We start from the raw sequence: 17,164 nt of genomic DNA, 5'->3' as shown, positions 1-17,164 counted from the left end.
TGGTCTGTACGGGGTCCGGGGCGAAGCCGGGATCTCTCGGGGCAAGAGATCCCGGCCAGACCCGTCAGACCTCTTCGACGCTGCTCGGCTCGCGCCGGGACAGGTCGATGCCGAGCTCCTCCGCAGCGCGGAAGACGTCCTCGTCGGTGTCGCGCATCTCGATGGACATGCCGTCCGAGGACAGCACCTCCACGTTGAGGCACAGGGACTGCATCTCCTTGATGAGCACCTTGAAGGACTCGGGGATGCCGGGCTCGGGGATGTTCTCGCCCTTGACGATGGCCTCGTAGACCTTCACGCGGCCGGTGACGTCGTCGGACTTGATCGTCAGCAGCTCCTGGAGGGCGTATGCGGCGCCGTAAGCCTCCAGCGCCCACACCTCCATCTCACCGAAGCGCTGACCACCGAACTGAGCCTTACCACCCAGCGGCTGCTGGGTGATCATCGAGTACGGACCGGTCGAGCGGGCGTGCAGCTTGTCGTCGACCAGGTGGTGCAGCTTGAGGATGTACATGTACCCGACCGAGATCGGGTCCGGGAACGGCTCACCCGAGCGGCCGTCGAAGAGCTGGGCCTTGCCGGAGCTCTTGACCATCCGCTCGCCGTCGCGGTTGGGGAGCGTCGAGTCGAACAGACCCGCCAGCTCATCCTCGCGCGCGCCGTCGAAGACCGGGGTGGCGACGTTGGTGCGCGGCGCGACGTCGTCGGCGCCGATCGCCTGCAGCCGCTGCTGCCACTCCTCGCCGCCCTCGACCTTCCAGCCCTGGCTGGCGAGCCAGCCGAGGTGGATCTCCAGGACCTGACCCGGGTTCATTCGGGACGGGACACCCAGCGGGTTGAGGATGATGTCGACCGGGGTGCCGTCCTCCAGGAACGGCATGTCCTCGACCGGCAGGATCTTCGAGATGACGCCCTTGTTGCCGTGGCGGCCGGCGAGCTTGTCACCGTCGGTGATCTTACGCTTCTGCGCGACGTAGACGCGGACCAGCTGGTTCACGCCCGGGGGCAGCTCGTCGCCCTCCTCGCGGTCGAAGACGCGGACGCCGATGACCTTGCCGATCTCACCGTGCGGCACCTTCAGCGAGGTGTCGCGCACCTCGCGCGCCTTCTCACCGAAGATCGCGCGGAGCAGGCGCTCCTCGGGGGTCAGCTCGGTCTCACCCTTGGGCGTGACCTTGCCGACGAGGATGTCGCCGGCCACGACCTCGGCACCGATGCGGATGATGCCGCGCTCGTCGAGGTCGGAGAGGACCTCCTCGGAGACGTTCGGGATGTCCCGGGTGATCTCCTCGGGGCCGAGCTTGGTGTCACGGGCGTCGACCTCGTGCTCCTCGATGTGGATCGAGGAGAGGACGTCGTCCTGGACGAGGCGCTGCGACAGGATGATCGCGTCCTCGTAGTTGTGGCCCTCCCACGGCATGAACGCCACGAGCAGGTTCTTGCCGAGCGCCATCTCGCCTTCGTCCGTGGACGGACCGTCGGCGAGGACCTGGCCCTCGACCACCCGCGCGCCCTCGTCCACGACGACCTTCTGGTTGAAGGAGGTGCCCTGGTTGGAGCGGGTGAACTTGGCGACGCGGTACGTGGTGTACGTGCCGTCGTCGTTGGCGACGGTGATGTAGTCCGCGGAGACCTCCTGGACCACACCGTTCTTCTCGGCCTTGATGACATCGCCGGCGTCGACCGCGCAGCGGTACTCCATGCCGGTACCGACCAGCGGCGACTCCGCCTTGATCAGCGGCACGGCCTGGCGCATCATGTTCGATCCCATGAGCGCGCGGTTGGCGTCGTCGTGCTCGAGGAACGGGATCATGGCGGTCGCCGCCGACACCATCTGGCGCGGCGAGACGTCCATGTAGTCCACCTCGTCGGCGGGGACGAGGTCGACCTCGCCGCCACGCCGGCGGACCAGCACACGCTGCTCGGCGAACTGCATGTCGTCGGTCGTCTTGGCGTTGGCCTGGGCGATGAGGAAGCGGTCCTCCTCATCGGCCGTGAGGTAGTCCACGTCCTCGGTGATCCGACCGTCGACGACCTTGCGGTACGGGGTCTCGATGAAACCGAAGACGTTGACCCGGCCGTACGAGGCCAGCGAACCGATCAGACCGATGTTCGGGCCTTCGGGGGTCTCGATCGGGCACATCCGGCCGTAGTGCGACGGGTGCACGTCACGGACGTCCAGGCCGGCCCGCTCACGGGAGAGACCGCCCGGGCCCAGCGCCGACAGACGGCGCTTGTGGGTCAGACCCGACAGCGGGTTGGTCTGGTCCATGAACTGGGACAGCTGGCTGGTGCCGAAGAACTCCTTGATGGAGGCGACGACCGGCCGGATGTTGATCAGGGTCTGCGGCGTGATCGCCTCGACGTCCTGGGTGGTCATGCGCTCGCGCACGACACGCTCCATACGGGCGAGACCCGTACGGACCTGGTTCTGGATGAGCTCGCCGACGTTGCGCAGACGACGGTTGCCGAAGTGGTCGATGTCGTCGGTCTCGACGACGATCGTCTGGCCGTTGCCACCGGTCGTCTCGGTCTCCCCGGCGTGCAGCTGCACCAGGTACTTGATCGTGGCGATGATGTCTTCGGTGGTCAGCACGCCGGCGTCGAGCGGCTCGTCGCCGCCGAGCTTCTTGTTGACCTTGTAGCGGCCGACCTTGGCGAGGTCGTAGCGCTTCGGGTTGAAGTAGAGGTTCTCCAGCAGCGTCTGCGCGGCCTCACGGGTCGGCGGCTCGCCCGGACGCAGCTTGCGGTAGATGTCGAGCAGCGCGTCGTCCTGGCCCTGGGTGTGGTCCTTCTCCAGGGTGGCGCGCATGGACTCGTAGTCGCCGAACTCCTCGAGGATCTGGTCGTTGGTCCAACCCAGAGCCTTGAGCAGCACGGTCACGGACTGCTTGCGCTTACGGTCGATACGCACACCGACCATGTCGCGCTTGTCGATCTCCATCTCCAGCCAGGCACCCCGGGACGGGATGATCTTGGCGGAGAAGATGTCCTTGTCAGACGTCTTGTCGATGGAGCTGTCGAAGTAGACACCCGGCGAGCGGACCAGCTGCGACACCACGACACGCTCGGTGCCGTTGATGACGAACGTGCCCTTGTTGGTCATGAGCGGGAAGTCGCCCATGAAGACCGTCTGGGACTTGATCTCGCCGGTCTCGTTGTTGGTGAACTCCGCCGTGACGAAGAGCGGGGCGGCGTACGTGAAGTCGCGCTCCTTGCACTCGTCGATGGAGTTCTTCGGAGGCTCGAAGCGGTGGTCGCGGAACGTCAGCGACATCGACCCGGAGAAGTCCTCGATCGGGGAGATCTCTTCGAAGATCTCTTCCAGACCGGACTTGGTGGGGACTTCCTGCCCACTCTCCAGCGCAGCCTCGACGCGACCCTTCCATGCGGCATTGCCGAGCAGCCAGTCGAAGCTTTCGGTCTGCAGCGCAAGGAGGTTCGGAACCCCGAGGGGCTCCTTGATCTTCGCAAAAGAGATGCGCAGCGGGGCGGTGCTGTCGCCGTTGTTCGTATTGGCAGTCGAGGCGTTGCGCGAGGCGGCCAAGAGGGGGTCCTTCCGAGGGCTCGGACTCACTACGCGCGTACCGGTCCCGAATCGAGCAGACTGAGGGAAAGCCCAGGTCAGGGCGGATCAATCAGCTTTGCTCGGGCTCGGGTATGCCCCTGGTGACGGGCAGGGAGCAGCTAACAGGCAGCGCAAAGGGTCAGTGTAGCCACAAGGCCCACTGATGTCCAGAGCGAGTTTCCGGAGACCGGTTCAGCACCGTGATACCGATCTTCTCCCTCCGGGAAGCCAACTCCTCCACCGCGGAGGATCCCCTCGTTTGTTCTTCTCAATGCCTGCGTCAATGCCTGCGCCTGCCGAAAGCCCCGCGCCATTGGCGCACCCCGATGCTTCCCTCTTCGTCGGCGATCCATGCCTCGAACCCGGGATCGCTTCCGCGTCGCGTCCCGAGAATTGCGCGCCGCGTCCGGTTCGTCAAGGCCCCTACCTCCGGGAGATCGTCACGTGAGGCCACGTCCGGGCAACGAAGATCACCATACTCGCACTCCGGCCCGAGGAAACGCAGCCGTGGCGAGCATGCCGAAGGGCGACCACCCGTATGGGTGATCGCCCTTGGCATGGTGTCCGTTACGCCTCAGGCGCCGCGGACGTGAGTCGGAGACTCAGAGGGTCACTTGACCTCGACGGAGGCACCGGCGCCCTTGAGGGCCTCGGCGGCCTTCTCGGCGGCGTCCTTGGCGACCTTCTCCAGGACCGGCTTCGGGGTGCCGTCCACGAGGTCCTTGGCCTCCTTCAGGCCCAGCGAGGTCAGCTCACGCACGACCTTGATGACCTGGATCTTCTTGTCGCCGGCGCCGGTGAGGATGACGTCGAACTCGTCCTTCTCCTCGGCGGCCTCGGCGGCAGCGCCACCGGCGGCACCGCCGGCGACGACGACCGGCGCGGCAGCGGCGGCGGTGACGTCGAACTTCTCCTCGAACGCCTTCACGAACTCGGCGAGCTGGATGAGGGACATGTTCTCGAACTCGGCGAGCAGTTCGTCCTGGGTGAGAGCCACGATGGCTTTCCTTCCACTAATTCGGCTGGTGCCGGATGTACATGTAAGGCGGGCGTACGTCGGGCCCGCTGTGGCGTCCCCGCCTAGGCGCACCTAGGCAAGAGCCGCCAGTGTGCGAGCCGAATTACTCGGCACCGCCCTGCTCGGCCTGCTTGGCGCGAAGCGCGTCCACGGTGCGGACCAGCTTCGTCGGCAGCGCCTGGAAGAGCGAGGCAGCCTGGGACTGCTTGCCCTTCATGGCACCGGCCAGCTTGCTGAGCAGAACCTCGCGGGACTCGAGGTCCGCAAGCTTCTTGATCTCGTCGGCGGACAGCGCCTTGCCGTCAAGGACACCGCCCTTGATGACGAGAGCGGGGTTGTCCTTGGCGAAGTCACGAAGACCCTTCGCCGCCTCGACCGGGTCACCGGTCACAAAGGCGACAGCCGTCGAGCCCTTGAGGTGCTCGTCCAGCTGAATCCCGGCCTCATTGGCCGCGATCTTGGTCAGCGTGTTCTTCACCACACGGTACTGAGCGTTCTCGCCGAGAGAACGGCGCAGGGTCTTGAGCTGCGCCACAGTCAGTCCGGTGTAAGAGGTGACAACCGCAGCGTTGGACGCACGGAGCTTCTCCGTGATCTCTGCAACGGCAGCGTTCTTCTCGGACGTCGCCATGAGCCTCGGCCTCCTTCCGGGTGATGAGGACCGCGCAGAAGGGGCTGGGCAAAACAAACGCCCCGGCGCAGGCGCACGGGGCGAGACTCGACCAGGCTCACGCCCGGGAGTTCTTCCACATTCACCTGCGCAGGCCGTCCGCAGCTAGCGGATCCTTCGGCCACCACACGCCCGGGGATCGGACGCGCAGAGACAACCAGCGGTCTTTGGCTTCCCGGACACGGTACGGGAACGGCCTGCGTCAGGCAAATCGGATGCCTCAGCCCTGGGAAAGGGCCTTCTGCTTCTCGGAGGCGTCCTTGAGCATCTTGAACAGGTCGACGGTCTCGTCCTCGGCCGGCGTGCGCACATCGGCCTTGGCGCCGTAGTCGTAGAGGTCCATCTGGACCTTCATCGGACCCTGCTTGCTGTCCATGGCGACGTTCATCTTCGAGGGGTAGTCGTTCTCGTTGACCCACACGTCGATGTCGTAGCCCGTGATGCCCGCCTTCTTGACGTTCTCCAGCAGCTTCTTCCGGTCCTCCGGGCTGAGGGCGTCGGCCTGCTTGTTGCTCTTGAGGGCCTCGTCGACGGTCAGCTTGCCCTTGTAGTGCTGGTTCTGCTTGCCGTCGATCTTCTCGGCGCCGACGTGCTTGATGCTGGGCGAGTCGAGCATCAGGGCGAGCTGCTGGGCCGGGTCCTGGTTCATGTCGTCCAGGCCGCGGGTCATCTGCTGGACGGCCTTCTCGTCACCCGACGCCTCGGCGGCCGCCTTGAGGTCGAGCTTGAACCACCGCTTGCCCTCCATCTCCGGGCCGGGCATCTTGCCCGTCTCCATGAACATGGCGCCGTCGTTCATGATCATGCGCATCTTCTGCGGCCCGCCGGACGCGGCGGCGACCTTCGACATGTCCACGGTCATATCCATGACGGACGGGTTCCAGCCCATGACGCCCTCGGCCTTCATGTCCCCGCCCCCGCCCGCCGCGGCGGGCATGGACATCGCCATGCGGAACTTCGCCGACTTGGCGGCCTGGGTCTTCTTGTACGCGGCGGTGACGGCCTGCGCGGGCGTGCGCGACTGCGTCTGCGCACCCGCCTTGCTGTCCGGGCCGTCCGCCTTCTCCGTGCCGTTCTGACAGCCGGCGACACCGGCCACCAGCGCAACCGCGGCCGCGGAGATCCCCACCCTGCGTATGGTCGTGCGCTGCACCTTCCACCCCTCTATGTACGTACTTTACGAATTTTTGTCCTTCGCACAGTAACGCACGGCTATGACAGGCGAACGGCCCGGCTGTCCCACGGCCGAACGCCTTCGGCCCCGCCCTCCGCGAAGGAGGACGGGGCCGAAGGCTCGCGTATGCGCTACGAGGCGTCGATCAGGGGATCAGACGGCCTCGTCCTCGACGAGGAGGTTGCGGGTGCGGTTGACGTCCACCGGGATACCGGGGCCCATCGTGGTGGTGATGGTCGTCTTCTTGATGTACCGGCCCTTGGCAGCGGACGGCTTGAGACGGCTGATCTCCTCCAGCGCCGCGGCGTAGTTCTCCACCAGCTTGGTCTCGTCGAAGGAGGCCTTGCCGATGATGAAGTGGAGGTTCGCGTGCTTGTCCACGCGGAACTCGATCTTGCCGCCCTTGATGTCGGTGACAGCCTTGGCGACATCCGGGGTGACGGTGCCGGTCTTCGGGTTCGGCATCAGACCACGGGGACCGAGCACGCGGCCGAGGCGGCCGACCTTGCCCATCAGGTCCGGGGTGGCGACGACGGCGTCGAAGTCCAGACGGCCCTTGGAGACCTCGTCGATCAGTTCGTCCGAGCCGACGATGTCGGCGCCGGCGGCTTCCGCGGCCGCAGCACGGTCACCGGTCGCGAAGACCAGGACCCGGGCGGTCTTACCGGTGCCGTGCGGAAGGTTCACGGTGCCACGGACCATCTGGTCGGCCTTGCGCGGGTCGACACCCAGACGCATGGCGACCTCGACGGTCGCGTCGAACTTGGCGGACGCGGTGTCCTTGGCGAGACGGACGGCCTCGAGCGGGGCGTACACGCGCTCCCGGTCGATCTTCGCGTCCGCGTTGCGAAGAGTCTTGCTGCGCTTCACTGCTGCTCCTGATGAATGGGGTGGAGTCGTGGTACGGACCAGCGCCTGGCCCTGCCACGGAGGTGCTGCCTGAGGCTGAGGATCAGCCCTCGACCGTGACGCCCATGGAACGGGCGGTGCCGGCGATGATCTTCTCGGCGGCGTCCAGGTCGTTGGCGTTCAGGTCGGGCATCTTGGTGGTGGCGATCTCACGGACCTGGTCGCGCGTGATCTTGGCGACCTTGGTCTTGTGCGGCTCGCCGGAGCCCTTCTCCACGCCCGCGGCCTTCAGGATGAGCTTCGCGGCCGGCGGGGTCTTGGTGACGAAGGTGAAGGAACGGTCCTCGTAGACCGTGATCTCCACCGGCACGACCATGCCACGCTGCGACTCGGTCGCGGCGTTGTAGGCCTTGCAGAACTCCATGATGTTGACGCCGTGCTGACCCAGCGCGGGGCCGACCGGCGGAGCCGGGTTCGCGGCACCGGCCTGGATCTGGAGCTTGATGAGCCCCGTGACCTTCTTCTTCTTGGGAGGCATAGCTCTCCGGGTCCTTTCGATTCGGGTCTATACCGTCGGCCGGGTTGCTCTCCCGGCAGAAGGCATACCGCACAACGATAGCGGGTATAGATGCGCGGCTAAAAACCGAGCAGGTCAGACCGGCTGCGAGAGCCCGTCTGACCTGCTCGGAAGCTGTACGTCCCAAGGAACCGGCCCGGCCGGACCAGCCCCTCCGGGATCAGTTCTTCTGGATCTGGTCGAAGGAGAGCTCCACCGGGGTCTCCCGGCCGAAGATCTCCACCAGGCCCTTGACCTTCTTCGAGTCGGCGTTGATCTCGTTGATCGTCGCCTGCAGCGTCGCGAACGGACCGTCGGTGACGGTGACGGAGTCGCCCACCTCGAAGTCCAGCACCTGGACCTCGACCTTGCGGGACGGCGCCGGCTTGCCCTCGGCCGCGGCGGCCTCCTTGGCGGCCTTCTCCTCGGCCTCCGGGGCGAGCATCTTGACGATCTCGTCCAGCGTCAGCGGGTACGGGTCGTAGGCGTTGCCGACGAAGCCGGTGACGCCCGGCGTGTTGCGGACGACACCCCAGGACTCGTTCGTCAGGTCCATGCGCACGAGCACGTAGCCCGGGAGCTTGTTCTGGCGGACGGTCCGGCGGTCGCCGTTCTTGATCTGGACGACCTCTTCCTGCGGCACCTCGGCCTGGAAGATGTAGTCCTCGACGTTCAGCGAGACGGCGCGCTGCTCGAGGTTGGTCTTCACGCGGTTCTCGTAGCCCGCGTAGGTGTGGATGACGTACCACTCACCGGGGAGGCCACGCAGCTCGTCGCGGAGGGCGGCCACCGGGTCGACCGGCTCCTGCTCCTCGGCGGCCTCTTCCTCAGCCGCCTCGGCCTCGGCTGCGTCATCGGCGGACTCCACGTGCACCGCGGCCTCTTCGGCGGGCTCGCCGGCCGCGGCGTCCTCGGCGTCGAGCGCGTCGACGGTGTCGGCGCCCTCGACGATGTCGCGCGCGGTGTCCTCGCCCTCGACCTCGGCCGGGGCAGCCGCGTCAACGTCGGCCGCAGCCGTCTCGGCGGAGTCGGCGGCGTCGTTCAGGTTCGGGTCAGACACGGTGGCTGCTTCTTCCTGGCTTCAAGGGGTTGAACATGCGAATGGATGCCCGCGCAGGCTCCCTCCGCGGGATCAGCCGAAGACGTACCCGACGACTCGGTTGATTCCCAAGTCAAGCACGGTTACGAGACCAATCATGATGACAACGAAGACGATCACCACAGTGGTGTACGTCGACAGCTGGCCACGCGTGGGCCAGACGACCTTACGCAGCTCCGCGATGATCTGGCGGTAGAAGAGCGCGAGACGCGCGAACGGGCCCTTCTTGCCGCGCTTGCCGCCACGGCGGGGCTTTTTCTGGGACTCTGCGGCCTCGTCCTCGGAACGACCGCGCTCAGGCATGTCGATGGAGCCCAGGGCGTCCGTCACTCGTCCTCACCTGAATCCGGGTCGTGGCCGTGCCGCGCCCGGTGGAGCCGCACGGCGGTGCATACGTACGCGTGCACGCACTGCGGTGAGAGTGCGTGTAGCAGGGCCGGAGGGACTTGAACCCCCAACCGCCGGTTTTGGAGACCGGTGCTCTACCAATTGAGCTACGACCCTTTGTGGTTCCCCAACCTACCGCATGCGGCCGACTGCACCAGGTGCGTGCGTCGCGGCGACCCGTTGGGAGCCAACGGTCAGCGAGTGTACGTGGTTCCGGGCCGGGCGTCGAACAGGATCCTCCCCGGCGGCGCCCCCAAACCCGTGTGCCGGGCCCGCCGGGGGTCTGCAACGATGCCTCCATGAGCCCTGCAAACCCATCCGTACCGTCCGCCAGCGACCGCCGGGTCTCGGCCCGCGTCGGTTCGATCTCCGAGTCCGCGACCCTCGCCGTCGACGCCAAGGCGAAGGCCCTCAAGGCCGCCGGACGTCCGGTGATCGGCTTCGGCGCCGGTGAGCCCGACTTCCCCACGCCGGACTACATCGTCGAGGCCGCCATCGAGGCCTGCCGCAACCCGAAGTACCACCGCTACACCCCGGCCGGCGGCCTCCCCGAGCTGAAGTCCGCGATCGCCGCGAAGACGCTGCGCGACTCCGGCTACGAGGTCGAGGCGGCGAACGTCCTGGTGACGAACGGCGGCAAGCAGGCCATCTACGAGGCGTTCGCCGCCATCCTGGACCCGGGTGACGAGGTCATCGTCCCGGCGCCCTACTGGACCACCTACCCGGAGTCGATCCGGCTCGCCGGCGGCGTCCCCGTCGAGGTCGTCGCCGACGAGACCACCGGCTACCGCGTGACCGTCGAGCAGCTGGAGGCGGCCCGTACGGCGCAGACCAAGGTGCTGCTCTTCGTCTCGCCGTCCAACCCGACCGGCGCGGTCTACACCCGTGAGCAGGTCGAGGCGGTCGGCCGCTGGGCCGCCGAGCACGGCCTGTGGGTGCTGACCGACGAGATCTACGAGCACCTGGTCTACGGCGACGCGGAGTTCTCCTCGCTGCCGGTCGTGGTGCCCGAGCTGCGCGACAAGTGCATCGTCGTCAACGGCGTGGCGAAGACGTACGCGATGACCGGCTGGCGGGTGGGCTGGGCGATCGGCCCCAAGGACGTCATCAAGGCCGCCACCAACCTCCAGTCGCACGCCACGTCGAACGTCTCCAACGTCGCGCAGGCCGCGGCCATCGCGGCGGTCTCCGGTGACCTGAAGGCCGTCGAGGAGATGAAGGCCGCCTTCGACCGGCGCCGCAAGACGATCGTGCGGATGCTCAACGAGATCGACGGCGTGTTCTGCCCGGAGCCGGAGGGCGCGTTCTACGCCTACCCGTCGGTGAAGGAGCTGCTGGGCAAGGAGATCCGGGGCAAGCGCCCGGCGTCCAGCGTCGAGCTGGCCGAGCTGATCCTGGAGGAGGCGGAGGTCGCCGTCGTCCCGGGCGAGGCCTTCGGCACCCCCGGCTACCTGCGGCTCTCGTACGCGCTCGGGGACGAGGACCTCGTCGAGGGCGTGTCCCGGATCCAGAAGCTGCTGGCGGAGGCGCGGGACTGACGTTCCCGGACATGACCGGGGCCGTCCCCAGATTTTCGGGGACGGCCCCTGTTTGTTTGTACGAGCAAGCCCACGAACAGGGAAAGCCCTACCGGGACGGCAGGCTCGTACGGCAGGATCCTCAGATGGCGCATGTACGTGATGTCTCTGAGCTGCCGAAGGCCCATCTGCACCTGCATTTCACCGGTTCGATGCGGCCCACGACCCTGCTGGACCTCGCCGACAAGTACGGCGTCCACCTGCCGGAGGCCCTGAGCAGCGGAAAGCCGCCCAAGCTGCGGGCCACGGACGAGCGCGGCTGGTTCCGCTTCCAGCGGCTGTACGACATCGCCCGGTCGTGTCTGCGCACGCCCGAGGACATCCAGCGGCTGGTGCGCGAGGCCGCCGAGGAGGACGTCCGCGACGGGTCGCGCTGGCTGGAGATCCAGGTCGACCCGACCTCGTACGCGCCGCGGCTGGGCGGTCTGATCCCGGCGCTGGAGATCATCCTGGACGCGGTGCACCGCGCCTCCCGCGACACCGGACTGGGCATCCGCGTCCTGGTCGCGGCGAACCGTACGAAGCACCCGCTGGACGCCCGTACGCTGGCCCGGCTCGCGGTGCGCTACGCCGACCAGGGCGTGGTCGGCTTCGGGCTCTCCAACGACGAACGACGGGGTTTCGCCCGTGACTTCGACCGGGCCTTCGCCATCGCCCGGGACGGCGGACTGCTGGCCGCCCCGCACGGCGGCGAGCTGTCCGGTCCGGCCAGCATCCGGGACTGCCTGGACGATCTGCACGCCGGGCGGGTGGGGCACGGTGTACGGGCCGTGGAGGACCCCGCGCTGCTGCGGCGGCTGGCCGCGCGCGGGGTGACCTGTGAGGTGTGCCCGACGTCGAATGTGGCGCTGGGGGTCTACGAGAAGCCGGCGGACGTACCGCTGCGGACCCTCTTCGACGCCGGTGTGCCGATGGCGCTGGGCGCGGACGACCCGCTGCTGTTCGGCGCGCGGCTGGCCGCCCAGTACGAGGTCGCCCGGACCGTGCACGGCTTCACCGACGCGGAACTGGCCGAACTGGCCCGCCAGTCGGTCCGCGGTTCGCGCGCCCCGGAGGACGAGCGGCGGCGGCTGCTGGCGGACATCGACGCCTGGCTGGGCGCCTGACCACCTGCTCAACTCGAGTAGGTGGTGTGTGAGCCGCCTTACAGGCTGACGCCGACCGTCACCGGCTCGTTCACCAGCGTGACCCCGAAGGCCTCCCGCACCCCGTCCCGGACCTCCCGGGCCAGCGCGAGCAGGTCCTCCGTGGTGGCCTCGCCGCGGTTGGTGAGCGCGAGGGTGTGCTTGGTGGAGATACGGGCCGGGCCCGTGCCGTAGCCCTTGGTGAAGCCGGCCCGGTCGATGAGCCAGGCGGCGGAGGTCTTCACCAGGCCGTCGCCGGCCGGGAAGGCGGGCGGGGCGGTGTCGGGGCCGAGGCGGTCCTGGACGCGTCCCAGGAAGGCGGCGTGCTCGGCCTCGGTGAGGACCGGGTTGGTGAAGAAGGAGCCGGCCGACCAGGTGTCGTGGTCGGCGGGGTCCAGCACCATGCCCTTGCCCGCGCGCAGTGCCAGGACGGTCTTGCGGGCGATGGCCGCCGGGACCCGGTCGCCGGCCTCGACGCCGAGGGCGCGGGCGGTCTCGGGGTACTTCAGGGGCGCGGAGAGGCCGCCGGCGTCCTCCAGGGCGAAGCGCACCCGGAGCACCACGAACCGGTCGGGGTGCTGCTTGAAACGGCTGTGGCGGTAGGCGAAGCCGCACTCCTCGGCGGGGATGACGACCGTCTCGCCGGCGCGGCGGTCGTAGGCGACGACCTCGGTGATCGTGCCGGAGACGTCCTGGCCGTACGCGCCCACGTTCTGGATCGGGGTGGCGCCCGCCGAGCCGGGGATGCCGGCCAGGCACTCGACACCGGCCAGCCCGGCCTCGACCGTACGGGCGACCGCCTCGGACCAGTTCTCGCCCGCGGCGAGCTCCAGGGCCGTGCCGTCGAGCCGGAAGCCGGTGGTGGCGATGCGCAGGGCGGTGCCGTCGAAACCCTTGTCGCCGATGACGAGGTTGCTGCCGCCGCCGATGATCAGCAGCGGGGTGCCGGCGTCGTCGGCCGCGCGGACGGTGGCGATCACCTCCTCGTCGGTGGTGGCCGTGACGAGGCGGGTCGCCGGGCCGCCGAGGCGGAAGGTGGTCAGCGGGGCGAGGGGGGCGTCATGGAGTTCCTGCACCCGGCCAAGGGTACGGGCACCCGGTGACGTCACCGGGTGCCCGTACTTCCGTGGGCCCGCCATGCGGCCGCTCAGGCCAGGCGGACCACCGCGCGGGCCATGCCCAGCACCTTCTGGCCCGCGCTCTTCGCGGTGAGGTCGACCCGGACCGTACGGGCGTCGTCGTCGAGCTTGGCCGCGACCTTGGCGCTGACCTCTATCAGCGCGCCGTTGTCGTCGTTGGGGACGATGACCGGCTTGGTGAAGCGCACGCCGTACTCGATGACCGCACCCGGGTCGCCGGTCCAGTCGGTGACCACCCGGATCGCCGCGGCCATGGTGAACATGCCGTGGGCGATGACGTCCGGCAGCCCGACTTCCTTGGCGAACTTCTCGTTCCAGTGGATAGGGTTGAAATCGCCGGAGGCGCCCGCGTACCTGACGAGTGTGGCGCGGCTCACGGGAAAGTCCTGCGCCGGGAGTTCGGTACCGGCCTCGACATCGTCGTAGGAAATCTTGGCAGTCATCTCAGGCCTCCTCCTTCGCGGCGCGGACGACCAGCTTGGTGAAAGCGGTGACGACGTGTTCGCCCGCTTCGTCGTGCACCTCGCCGCGGATGTCGATGATGTCGTTGCCGGCCATCGACTTGATCGCTTCGATGGTGGAGGTGACGGTCAGCCGGTCACCGCTGCGTACCGGCCGGGTGTAGGCGAACTTCTGGTCGCCGTGCACCATGCGGCCGTAGTCCAGACCCAGTTGCGGGTCCGCGACGACCTCTCCCGCGGCCGCGAAAGTGATCGCGAACACAAAAGTCGGCGGCGCGATCACATCGGGGTGACCGAGCGCCTTGGCTGCTTCGGCGTCGGTGTAAGCGGGGTTGGTGTCGCCGATCGCCTCGGCGAATTCCCGGATCTTCTCCCGGCCGACCTCGTAAGGCGTGGTGGGCGGATACGTACGGCCGACAAAGGACTGGTCGAGCGCCATGGCCCGCAACCTCCGTTTACTGATGGTGATAACGCCGTGAGGCCGCCCCCAAGCCTGGGGACGGCCTCACGAACGAGCCTGTGTTATCGCGTCTCGCGGTGCGCGGTGTGCGAGTTGCAGCGCGGGCAGTGCTTCTTCATCTCCATGCGGTCCGGGTTGTTACGCCGGTTCTTCTTGGTGATGTAGTTCCGCTCCTTGCACTCCACGCAGGCCAGCGTGATCTTCGGGCGGACGTCGGTGGCAGCCACGTGAGTGCTCCTTGACGGACGGATGGACGGATTAACGCAGAAAAGAGTAGCCGATCGAAGGACCGACCCCACAATCGGCTACTGTTAGTAGCGGTGACCGGACTTGAACCGGTGACACAGCGATTATGAGCCGCTTGCTCTACCGACTGAGCTACACCGCTGCGATGCGATGCGGACCCCGTCCGAAGACGGGAGCCTCACGCATCAGAGCCCCAAAACGGAATCGAACCGTTGACCTTCTCCTTACCATGGAGACGCTCTGCCGACTGAGCTATTGGGGCGAGCGATGAAGACATTACACGGCCCGCCGCCAAACGTGAAATCCGTATCCACGGCAGCGGCGCACCCGCCCCGCGCACCACACCGGTACGACTATTGCGCGCCTGCGCCACGCTCCCCCGGCGGCGCCCTAATCTCAAAGGCACGCTGCGTGATCATGTACGCCGGGCCCTCGAGGAGCGCGATGACCGACAGCACTTCGCCGCAGCCGCAGCCCCAGCCGGGAAAGCCGGGCGGCCCCGGCCGGCACACCCGGGCGGACAGCGGCGCGCTGGTCCTGTGCGGCGCCCGGCTCGCCGACGGCCGCACCGTGGACGTACGGCTGGGCGGCGGAAGCATCGAGGCCGTGGGGACGGCCGGCAGCCTCGCCCCGCAGGGCTCCCGCGTCGACCTCGCCGGGTACCTCCTGCTGCCCGCCCCCGCCGAGCCCCATGCGCACTGCGACACCGCGCTGACGGCGGACTCCGAGGGCCCCGCCTCCGACTCCCCCGACGACGTCCAGCGGCGCACCACCGAGGCCGCGCTGCTCCAGCTGGGGCACGGTGCCACCGCCTCCCGCAGTCACGTCCGGATCGGCGACGTCCAGGGGCTGCGCTCCCTCCAGGCGGTGCTCCAGGCCCGCCGGTCGCTGCGCGGGCTGGCCGATCTGGCGGCGGTCGCGGTACCGCGGGTGCTGACCGGGGTGGCCGGCGCGGACGGGGTGGCGATGCTGCGGGACGCCGTGAAGATGGGCGCCTCGGTGATCGGCGGCTGCCCCGACCTGGACCCCGACCCGGCCGGATACGTCGAGACGGTCCTGGAGCTGGCGGGGGAACACGGCTGCCCGGTGGACCTGCACACCGACGGTGACGACCCGGCCCGGCTGGCCCGCTTCGCGGCGATGTCCGGCGGACTGCGGCCGGGCGTCGCGCTCGGCCCGTGCGCCGGGATGGCCCGGATGCCGCGCAGTGTGGCGGCCCGGGTCGCCGAGCAGCTGGCCGCCGCCGATGTGGCCGTCGTCTGCCTGCCGCAGGGCGACTGCACAGGCCTGGAGCGCCACGGCTCGCGGGTGGCGCGGCCGGCTCCGGTACGGCTGCTGCGGGCGGCCGGGGTGCGGGTGGCGGCCGGCAGCGGGGCGCTGCGGGACGTGGCGAACCCGGTGGGGCGGGGTGACCCGTTGGAGGCCGCGTACCTCCTGGCGTCCCTGGGGGAGGCCACGCCGGAGGCGGCGTACGAGGCGGTGAGCTCGGCGGCGCGGGCGACGCTGGGGCTGCCGGAGGTCCGCGTCGAGGCGGGCTTCCCCGCGGAGCTGCTGGCGGTGCGCGGCGAACGGATCGCCGGGGTGCTCTCGCTGGCGTACAGCCGGATCGTGGTCCACCGGGGGCGGGTGGTCGCCCGCACCAGCGCGGTGCGCGAGTACTGCGACTCCGCGGCCGAGGTGGCGCTGGAACTGCCCCGGCAGTCACAGCGGTAGGCCCTGTCGAGGCCCTGTCGAGGCCCTGCCGTCACGGGGCTGAGCGCACCGTTGAACCGTAGTCCTGGGCCGTGCTTGAGCCGCGCCTGGGCCGCGTCTGGGCGCCATGCCCGGGGCTGCGCCGCTTCCGGCCGGGCGGCGGGAAGGCGGCGCTCCTCCGGCCGGTCCCCCGCTCCCCGGCGGCCGGTACGGCGTACGGTCGGGATCATGCGCATTGTCATCGCAGGTGGACATGGTCAGATCGCGCTGCGGCTGGAGCGGTTGCTCGCCGAGCGCGGGGACGAGGTCGCGGGCGTCATCCGCCGGACGGAGCAGGCCGGCGACGTGCTGGCCGCGGGCGCCGAGCCGGTGGTCTGCGACCTGGAGTCGGCGTCGGTGGAGGATCTCGCCCGGCATCTGGCGGGCGCCGACGCGGCGGTCTTCGCGGCGGGCGCGGGCGCGGGCAGCGGCGCCGCGCGGAAGGACACGGTGGACCGTGGCGCGGCGGCGCTGTTCGCGGACGCCGCCGAGGCCGCGGGCGTACGCCGCTTCCTCGTCGTCTCCTCCATGGGCGCGGACCGCGAGCCGCCGGCGGGCACCGACCCGGTCTTCGCCGCGTACCTGCGGGCGAAGGGCGCCGCGGACGCGGACGTACGGGCCCGCGCCGGCCTGGACTGGACGATCCTGCGGCCCGGCCGGCTGACCGACGACCCGGGCACCGGCCTGGTGACGCTCGCCGACACCACCGGGCGCGACGACGTGACCCGCGACGACGTGGCGGCCGTCCTGGTGGAGCTGCTCGACGAGCCGCGCACCATCGGGCGCACCCTGGAGCTGATCGGTGGCAACGTCCCGATCCCCGAGGCCGTACGCGCCGTCGCCGCCGGGTGAGGGCGACGCCAGGTGAGGGCGACGCCTGGCAGGAAAACGAAAAACCCCTCTCCCGTCTGCTGTTCTCGCAGAGAGGAGAGGGGTTTTCCCTCCTGTGGCGGCGCTAGGATTCGAACCTAGGAAGGCGAAGCCGGCAGATTTACAGTCTGCTCCCTTTGGCCGCTCGGGCACACCGCCAGGGTTTACCGACAGAGACCCGCTGTGGGCGGCGCTCCGTGGCAACGACGTAAACGATACCTGATGCCCGGGGGTG

At 68.9% G+C, this 17,164-nt stretch carries 16 protein-coding genes and 4 tRNA genes; 4 read left to right on the top strand and 16 right to left on the bottom strand.

What is annotated here, in order from left to right:
• Positions 1 to 64 precede the first annotated feature (64 nt).
• The 9 genes from rpoB to ACFY12_RS15890 form a co-directional block, all read right to left on the bottom strand.
• The gene (gene rpoB / locus ACFY12_RS15930; RefSeq protein ID WP_390716381.1) at positions 65 to 3,547 is read right to left on the bottom strand and encodes a DNA-directed RNA polymerase subunit beta; all 3,483 of its coding nucleotides are present in this window, start codon (positions 3,545 to 3,547) and stop codon (positions 65 to 67) included.
• 631 nt (positions 3,548 to 4,178) lie between these two features.
• Positions 4,179 to 4,568, bottom strand: coding sequence for a 50S ribosomal protein L7/L12 (gene rplL / locus ACFY12_RS15925; protein ID WP_390716801.1), 390 nt, complete (start codon positions 4,566 to 4,568; stop codon positions 4,179 to 4,181).
• A 121-nt stretch (positions 4,569 to 4,689) separates the two neighbouring features.
• On the bottom strand, positions 4,690 to 5,217 hold the full coding sequence (gene rplJ / locus ACFY12_RS15920) for a 50S ribosomal protein L10 (RefSeq protein ID WP_390716380.1): 528 nt from the start codon (positions 5,215 to 5,217) through the stop codon (positions 4,690 to 4,692).
• Positions 5,218 to 5,476: 259 nt separating this feature from the next.
• Positions 5,477 to 6,385: a hypothetical protein gene (locus tag ACFY12_RS15915; protein ID WP_390716379.1), complete on the bottom strand. Its 909-nt coding sequence runs from the start codon at positions 6,383 to 6,385 to the stop codon at positions 5,477 to 5,479.
• Between the two features lie 198 nt (positions 6,386 to 6,583).
• A complete protein-coding gene (gene rplA / locus ACFY12_RS15910; protein WP_390716378.1) occupies positions 6,584 to 7,300 on the bottom strand; it encodes a 50S ribosomal protein L1 in 717 nt (238 codons plus the stop codon).
• Positions 7,301 to 7,382: 82 nt separating this feature from the next.
• Positions 7,383 to 7,817 (bottom strand): 50S ribosomal protein L11, encoded by a 435-nt coding sequence (gene rplK / locus ACFY12_RS15905; RefSeq protein WP_046086834.1) that lies wholly within the window; start codon positions 7,815 to 7,817, stop codon positions 7,383 to 7,385.
• Positions 7,818 to 8,016: 199 nt separating this feature from the next.
• Positions 8,017 to 8,895: a transcription termination/antitermination protein NusG gene (nusG, locus tag ACFY12_RS15900; protein ID WP_390716377.1), complete on the bottom strand. Its 879-nt coding sequence runs from the start codon at positions 8,893 to 8,895 to the stop codon at positions 8,017 to 8,019.
• Between the two features lie 72 nt (positions 8,896 to 8,967).
• The gene (gene secE, locus ACFY12_RS15895; protein ID WP_390716376.1) at positions 8,968 to 9,264 is read right to left on the bottom strand and encodes a preprotein translocase subunit SecE; all 297 of its coding nucleotides are present in this window, start codon (positions 9,262 to 9,264) and stop codon (positions 8,968 to 8,970) included.
• A 101-nt stretch (positions 9,265 to 9,365) separates the two neighbouring features.
• Positions 9,366 to 9,438, bottom strand: a tRNA-Trp gene (locus ACFY12_RS15890).
• 182 nt (positions 9,439 to 9,620) lie between these two features.
• Between ACFY12_RS15890 and ACFY12_RS15885 the strand changes: the two genes are divergently transcribed.
• Together ACFY12_RS15885 and ACFY12_RS15880 are read left to right on the top strand one after the other, a co-directional pair.
• Complete coding sequence (locus ACFY12_RS15885) at positions 9,621 to 10,859, top strand: pyridoxal phosphate-dependent aminotransferase (RefSeq protein WP_390716375.1); 1,239 nt, start codon at positions 9,621 to 9,623, stop codon at positions 10,857 to 10,859.
• A gap of 125 nt (positions 10,860 to 10,984) precedes the next feature.
• Positions 10,985 to 12,004 carry an adenosine deaminase gene (locus ACFY12_RS15880; RefSeq protein WP_390716374.1) on the top strand — a complete coding sequence of 340 codons (1,020 nt, stop codon included), beginning with the start codon at positions 10,985 to 10,987 and terminating at the stop codon, positions 12,002 to 12,004.
• A gap of 38 nt (positions 12,005 to 12,042) precedes the next feature.
• Here the strand turns inward: ACFY12_RS15880 and ACFY12_RS15875 are convergent, their stop codons facing one another.
• The 6 genes from ACFY12_RS15875 to ACFY12_RS15850 form a co-directional block, all read right to left on the bottom strand.
• On the bottom strand, positions 12,043 to 13,098 hold the full coding sequence (locus ACFY12_RS15875) for a UDP-N-acetylmuramate dehydrogenase (RefSeq protein ID WP_390716373.1): 1,056 nt from the start codon (positions 13,096 to 13,098) through the stop codon (positions 12,043 to 12,045).
• 71 nt (positions 13,099 to 13,169) lie between these two features.
• Complete coding sequence (locus tag ACFY12_RS15870) at positions 13,170 to 13,604, bottom strand: MaoC family dehydratase (protein WP_390716372.1); 435 nt, start codon at positions 13,602 to 13,604, stop codon at positions 13,170 to 13,172.
• 1 nt (position 13,605) lies between these two features.
• Positions 13,606 to 14,061 (bottom strand): MaoC family dehydratase N-terminal domain-containing protein, encoded by a 456-nt coding sequence (locus ACFY12_RS15865; RefSeq protein WP_390716371.1) that lies wholly within the window; start codon positions 14,059 to 14,061, stop codon positions 13,606 to 13,608.
• An 83-nt stretch (positions 14,062 to 14,144) separates the two neighbouring features.
• Positions 14,145 to 14,309, bottom strand: a complete 165-nt coding sequence (gene rpmG / locus ACFY12_RS15860) for a 50S ribosomal protein L33 (RefSeq protein WP_007265873.1) — start codon at positions 14,307 to 14,309, stop codon at positions 14,145 to 14,147.
• Between the two features lie 88 nt (positions 14,310 to 14,397).
• A tRNA-Met gene (locus tag ACFY12_RS15855) sits at positions 14,398 to 14,470 on the bottom strand.
• 47 nt (positions 14,471 to 14,517) lie between these two features.
• Positions 14,518 to 14,590 (bottom strand) — tRNA-Thr (locus ACFY12_RS15850).
• Positions 14,591 to 14,772: 182 nt separating this feature from the next.
• Here ACFY12_RS15850 and ACFY12_RS15845 point away from each other — a divergent pair.
• Together ACFY12_RS15845 and ACFY12_RS15840 are read left to right on the top strand one after the other, a co-directional pair.
• The gene (locus ACFY12_RS15845) at positions 14,773 to 16,041 is read left to right on the top strand and encodes an amidohydrolase family protein (protein ID WP_390716370.1); all 1,269 of its coding nucleotides are present in this window, start codon (positions 14,773 to 14,775) and stop codon (positions 16,039 to 16,041) included.
• 207 nt (positions 16,042 to 16,248) lie between these two features.
• Positions 16,249 to 16,911 (top strand): NAD(P)H-binding protein, encoded by a 663-nt coding sequence (locus ACFY12_RS15840; protein ID WP_390716369.1) that lies wholly within the window; start codon positions 16,249 to 16,251, stop codon positions 16,909 to 16,911.
• Between the two features lie 95 nt (positions 16,912 to 17,006).
• Here ACFY12_RS15840 and ACFY12_RS15835 read toward each other — a convergent pair.
• Positions 17,007 to 17,088, bottom strand: a tRNA-Tyr gene (locus tag ACFY12_RS15835).
• Positions 17,089 to 17,164: the final 76 nt, after the last annotated feature.

It is taken from the genome of Streptomyces sp. NPDC001339, from assembly GCF_042895955.1.
In the GTDB taxonomy this organism is placed as follows: domain Bacteria; phylum Actinomycetota; class Actinomycetes; order Streptomycetales; family Streptomycetaceae; genus Streptomyces.
This window is presented reverse-complemented; position numbering and strand designations above follow the sequence as displayed.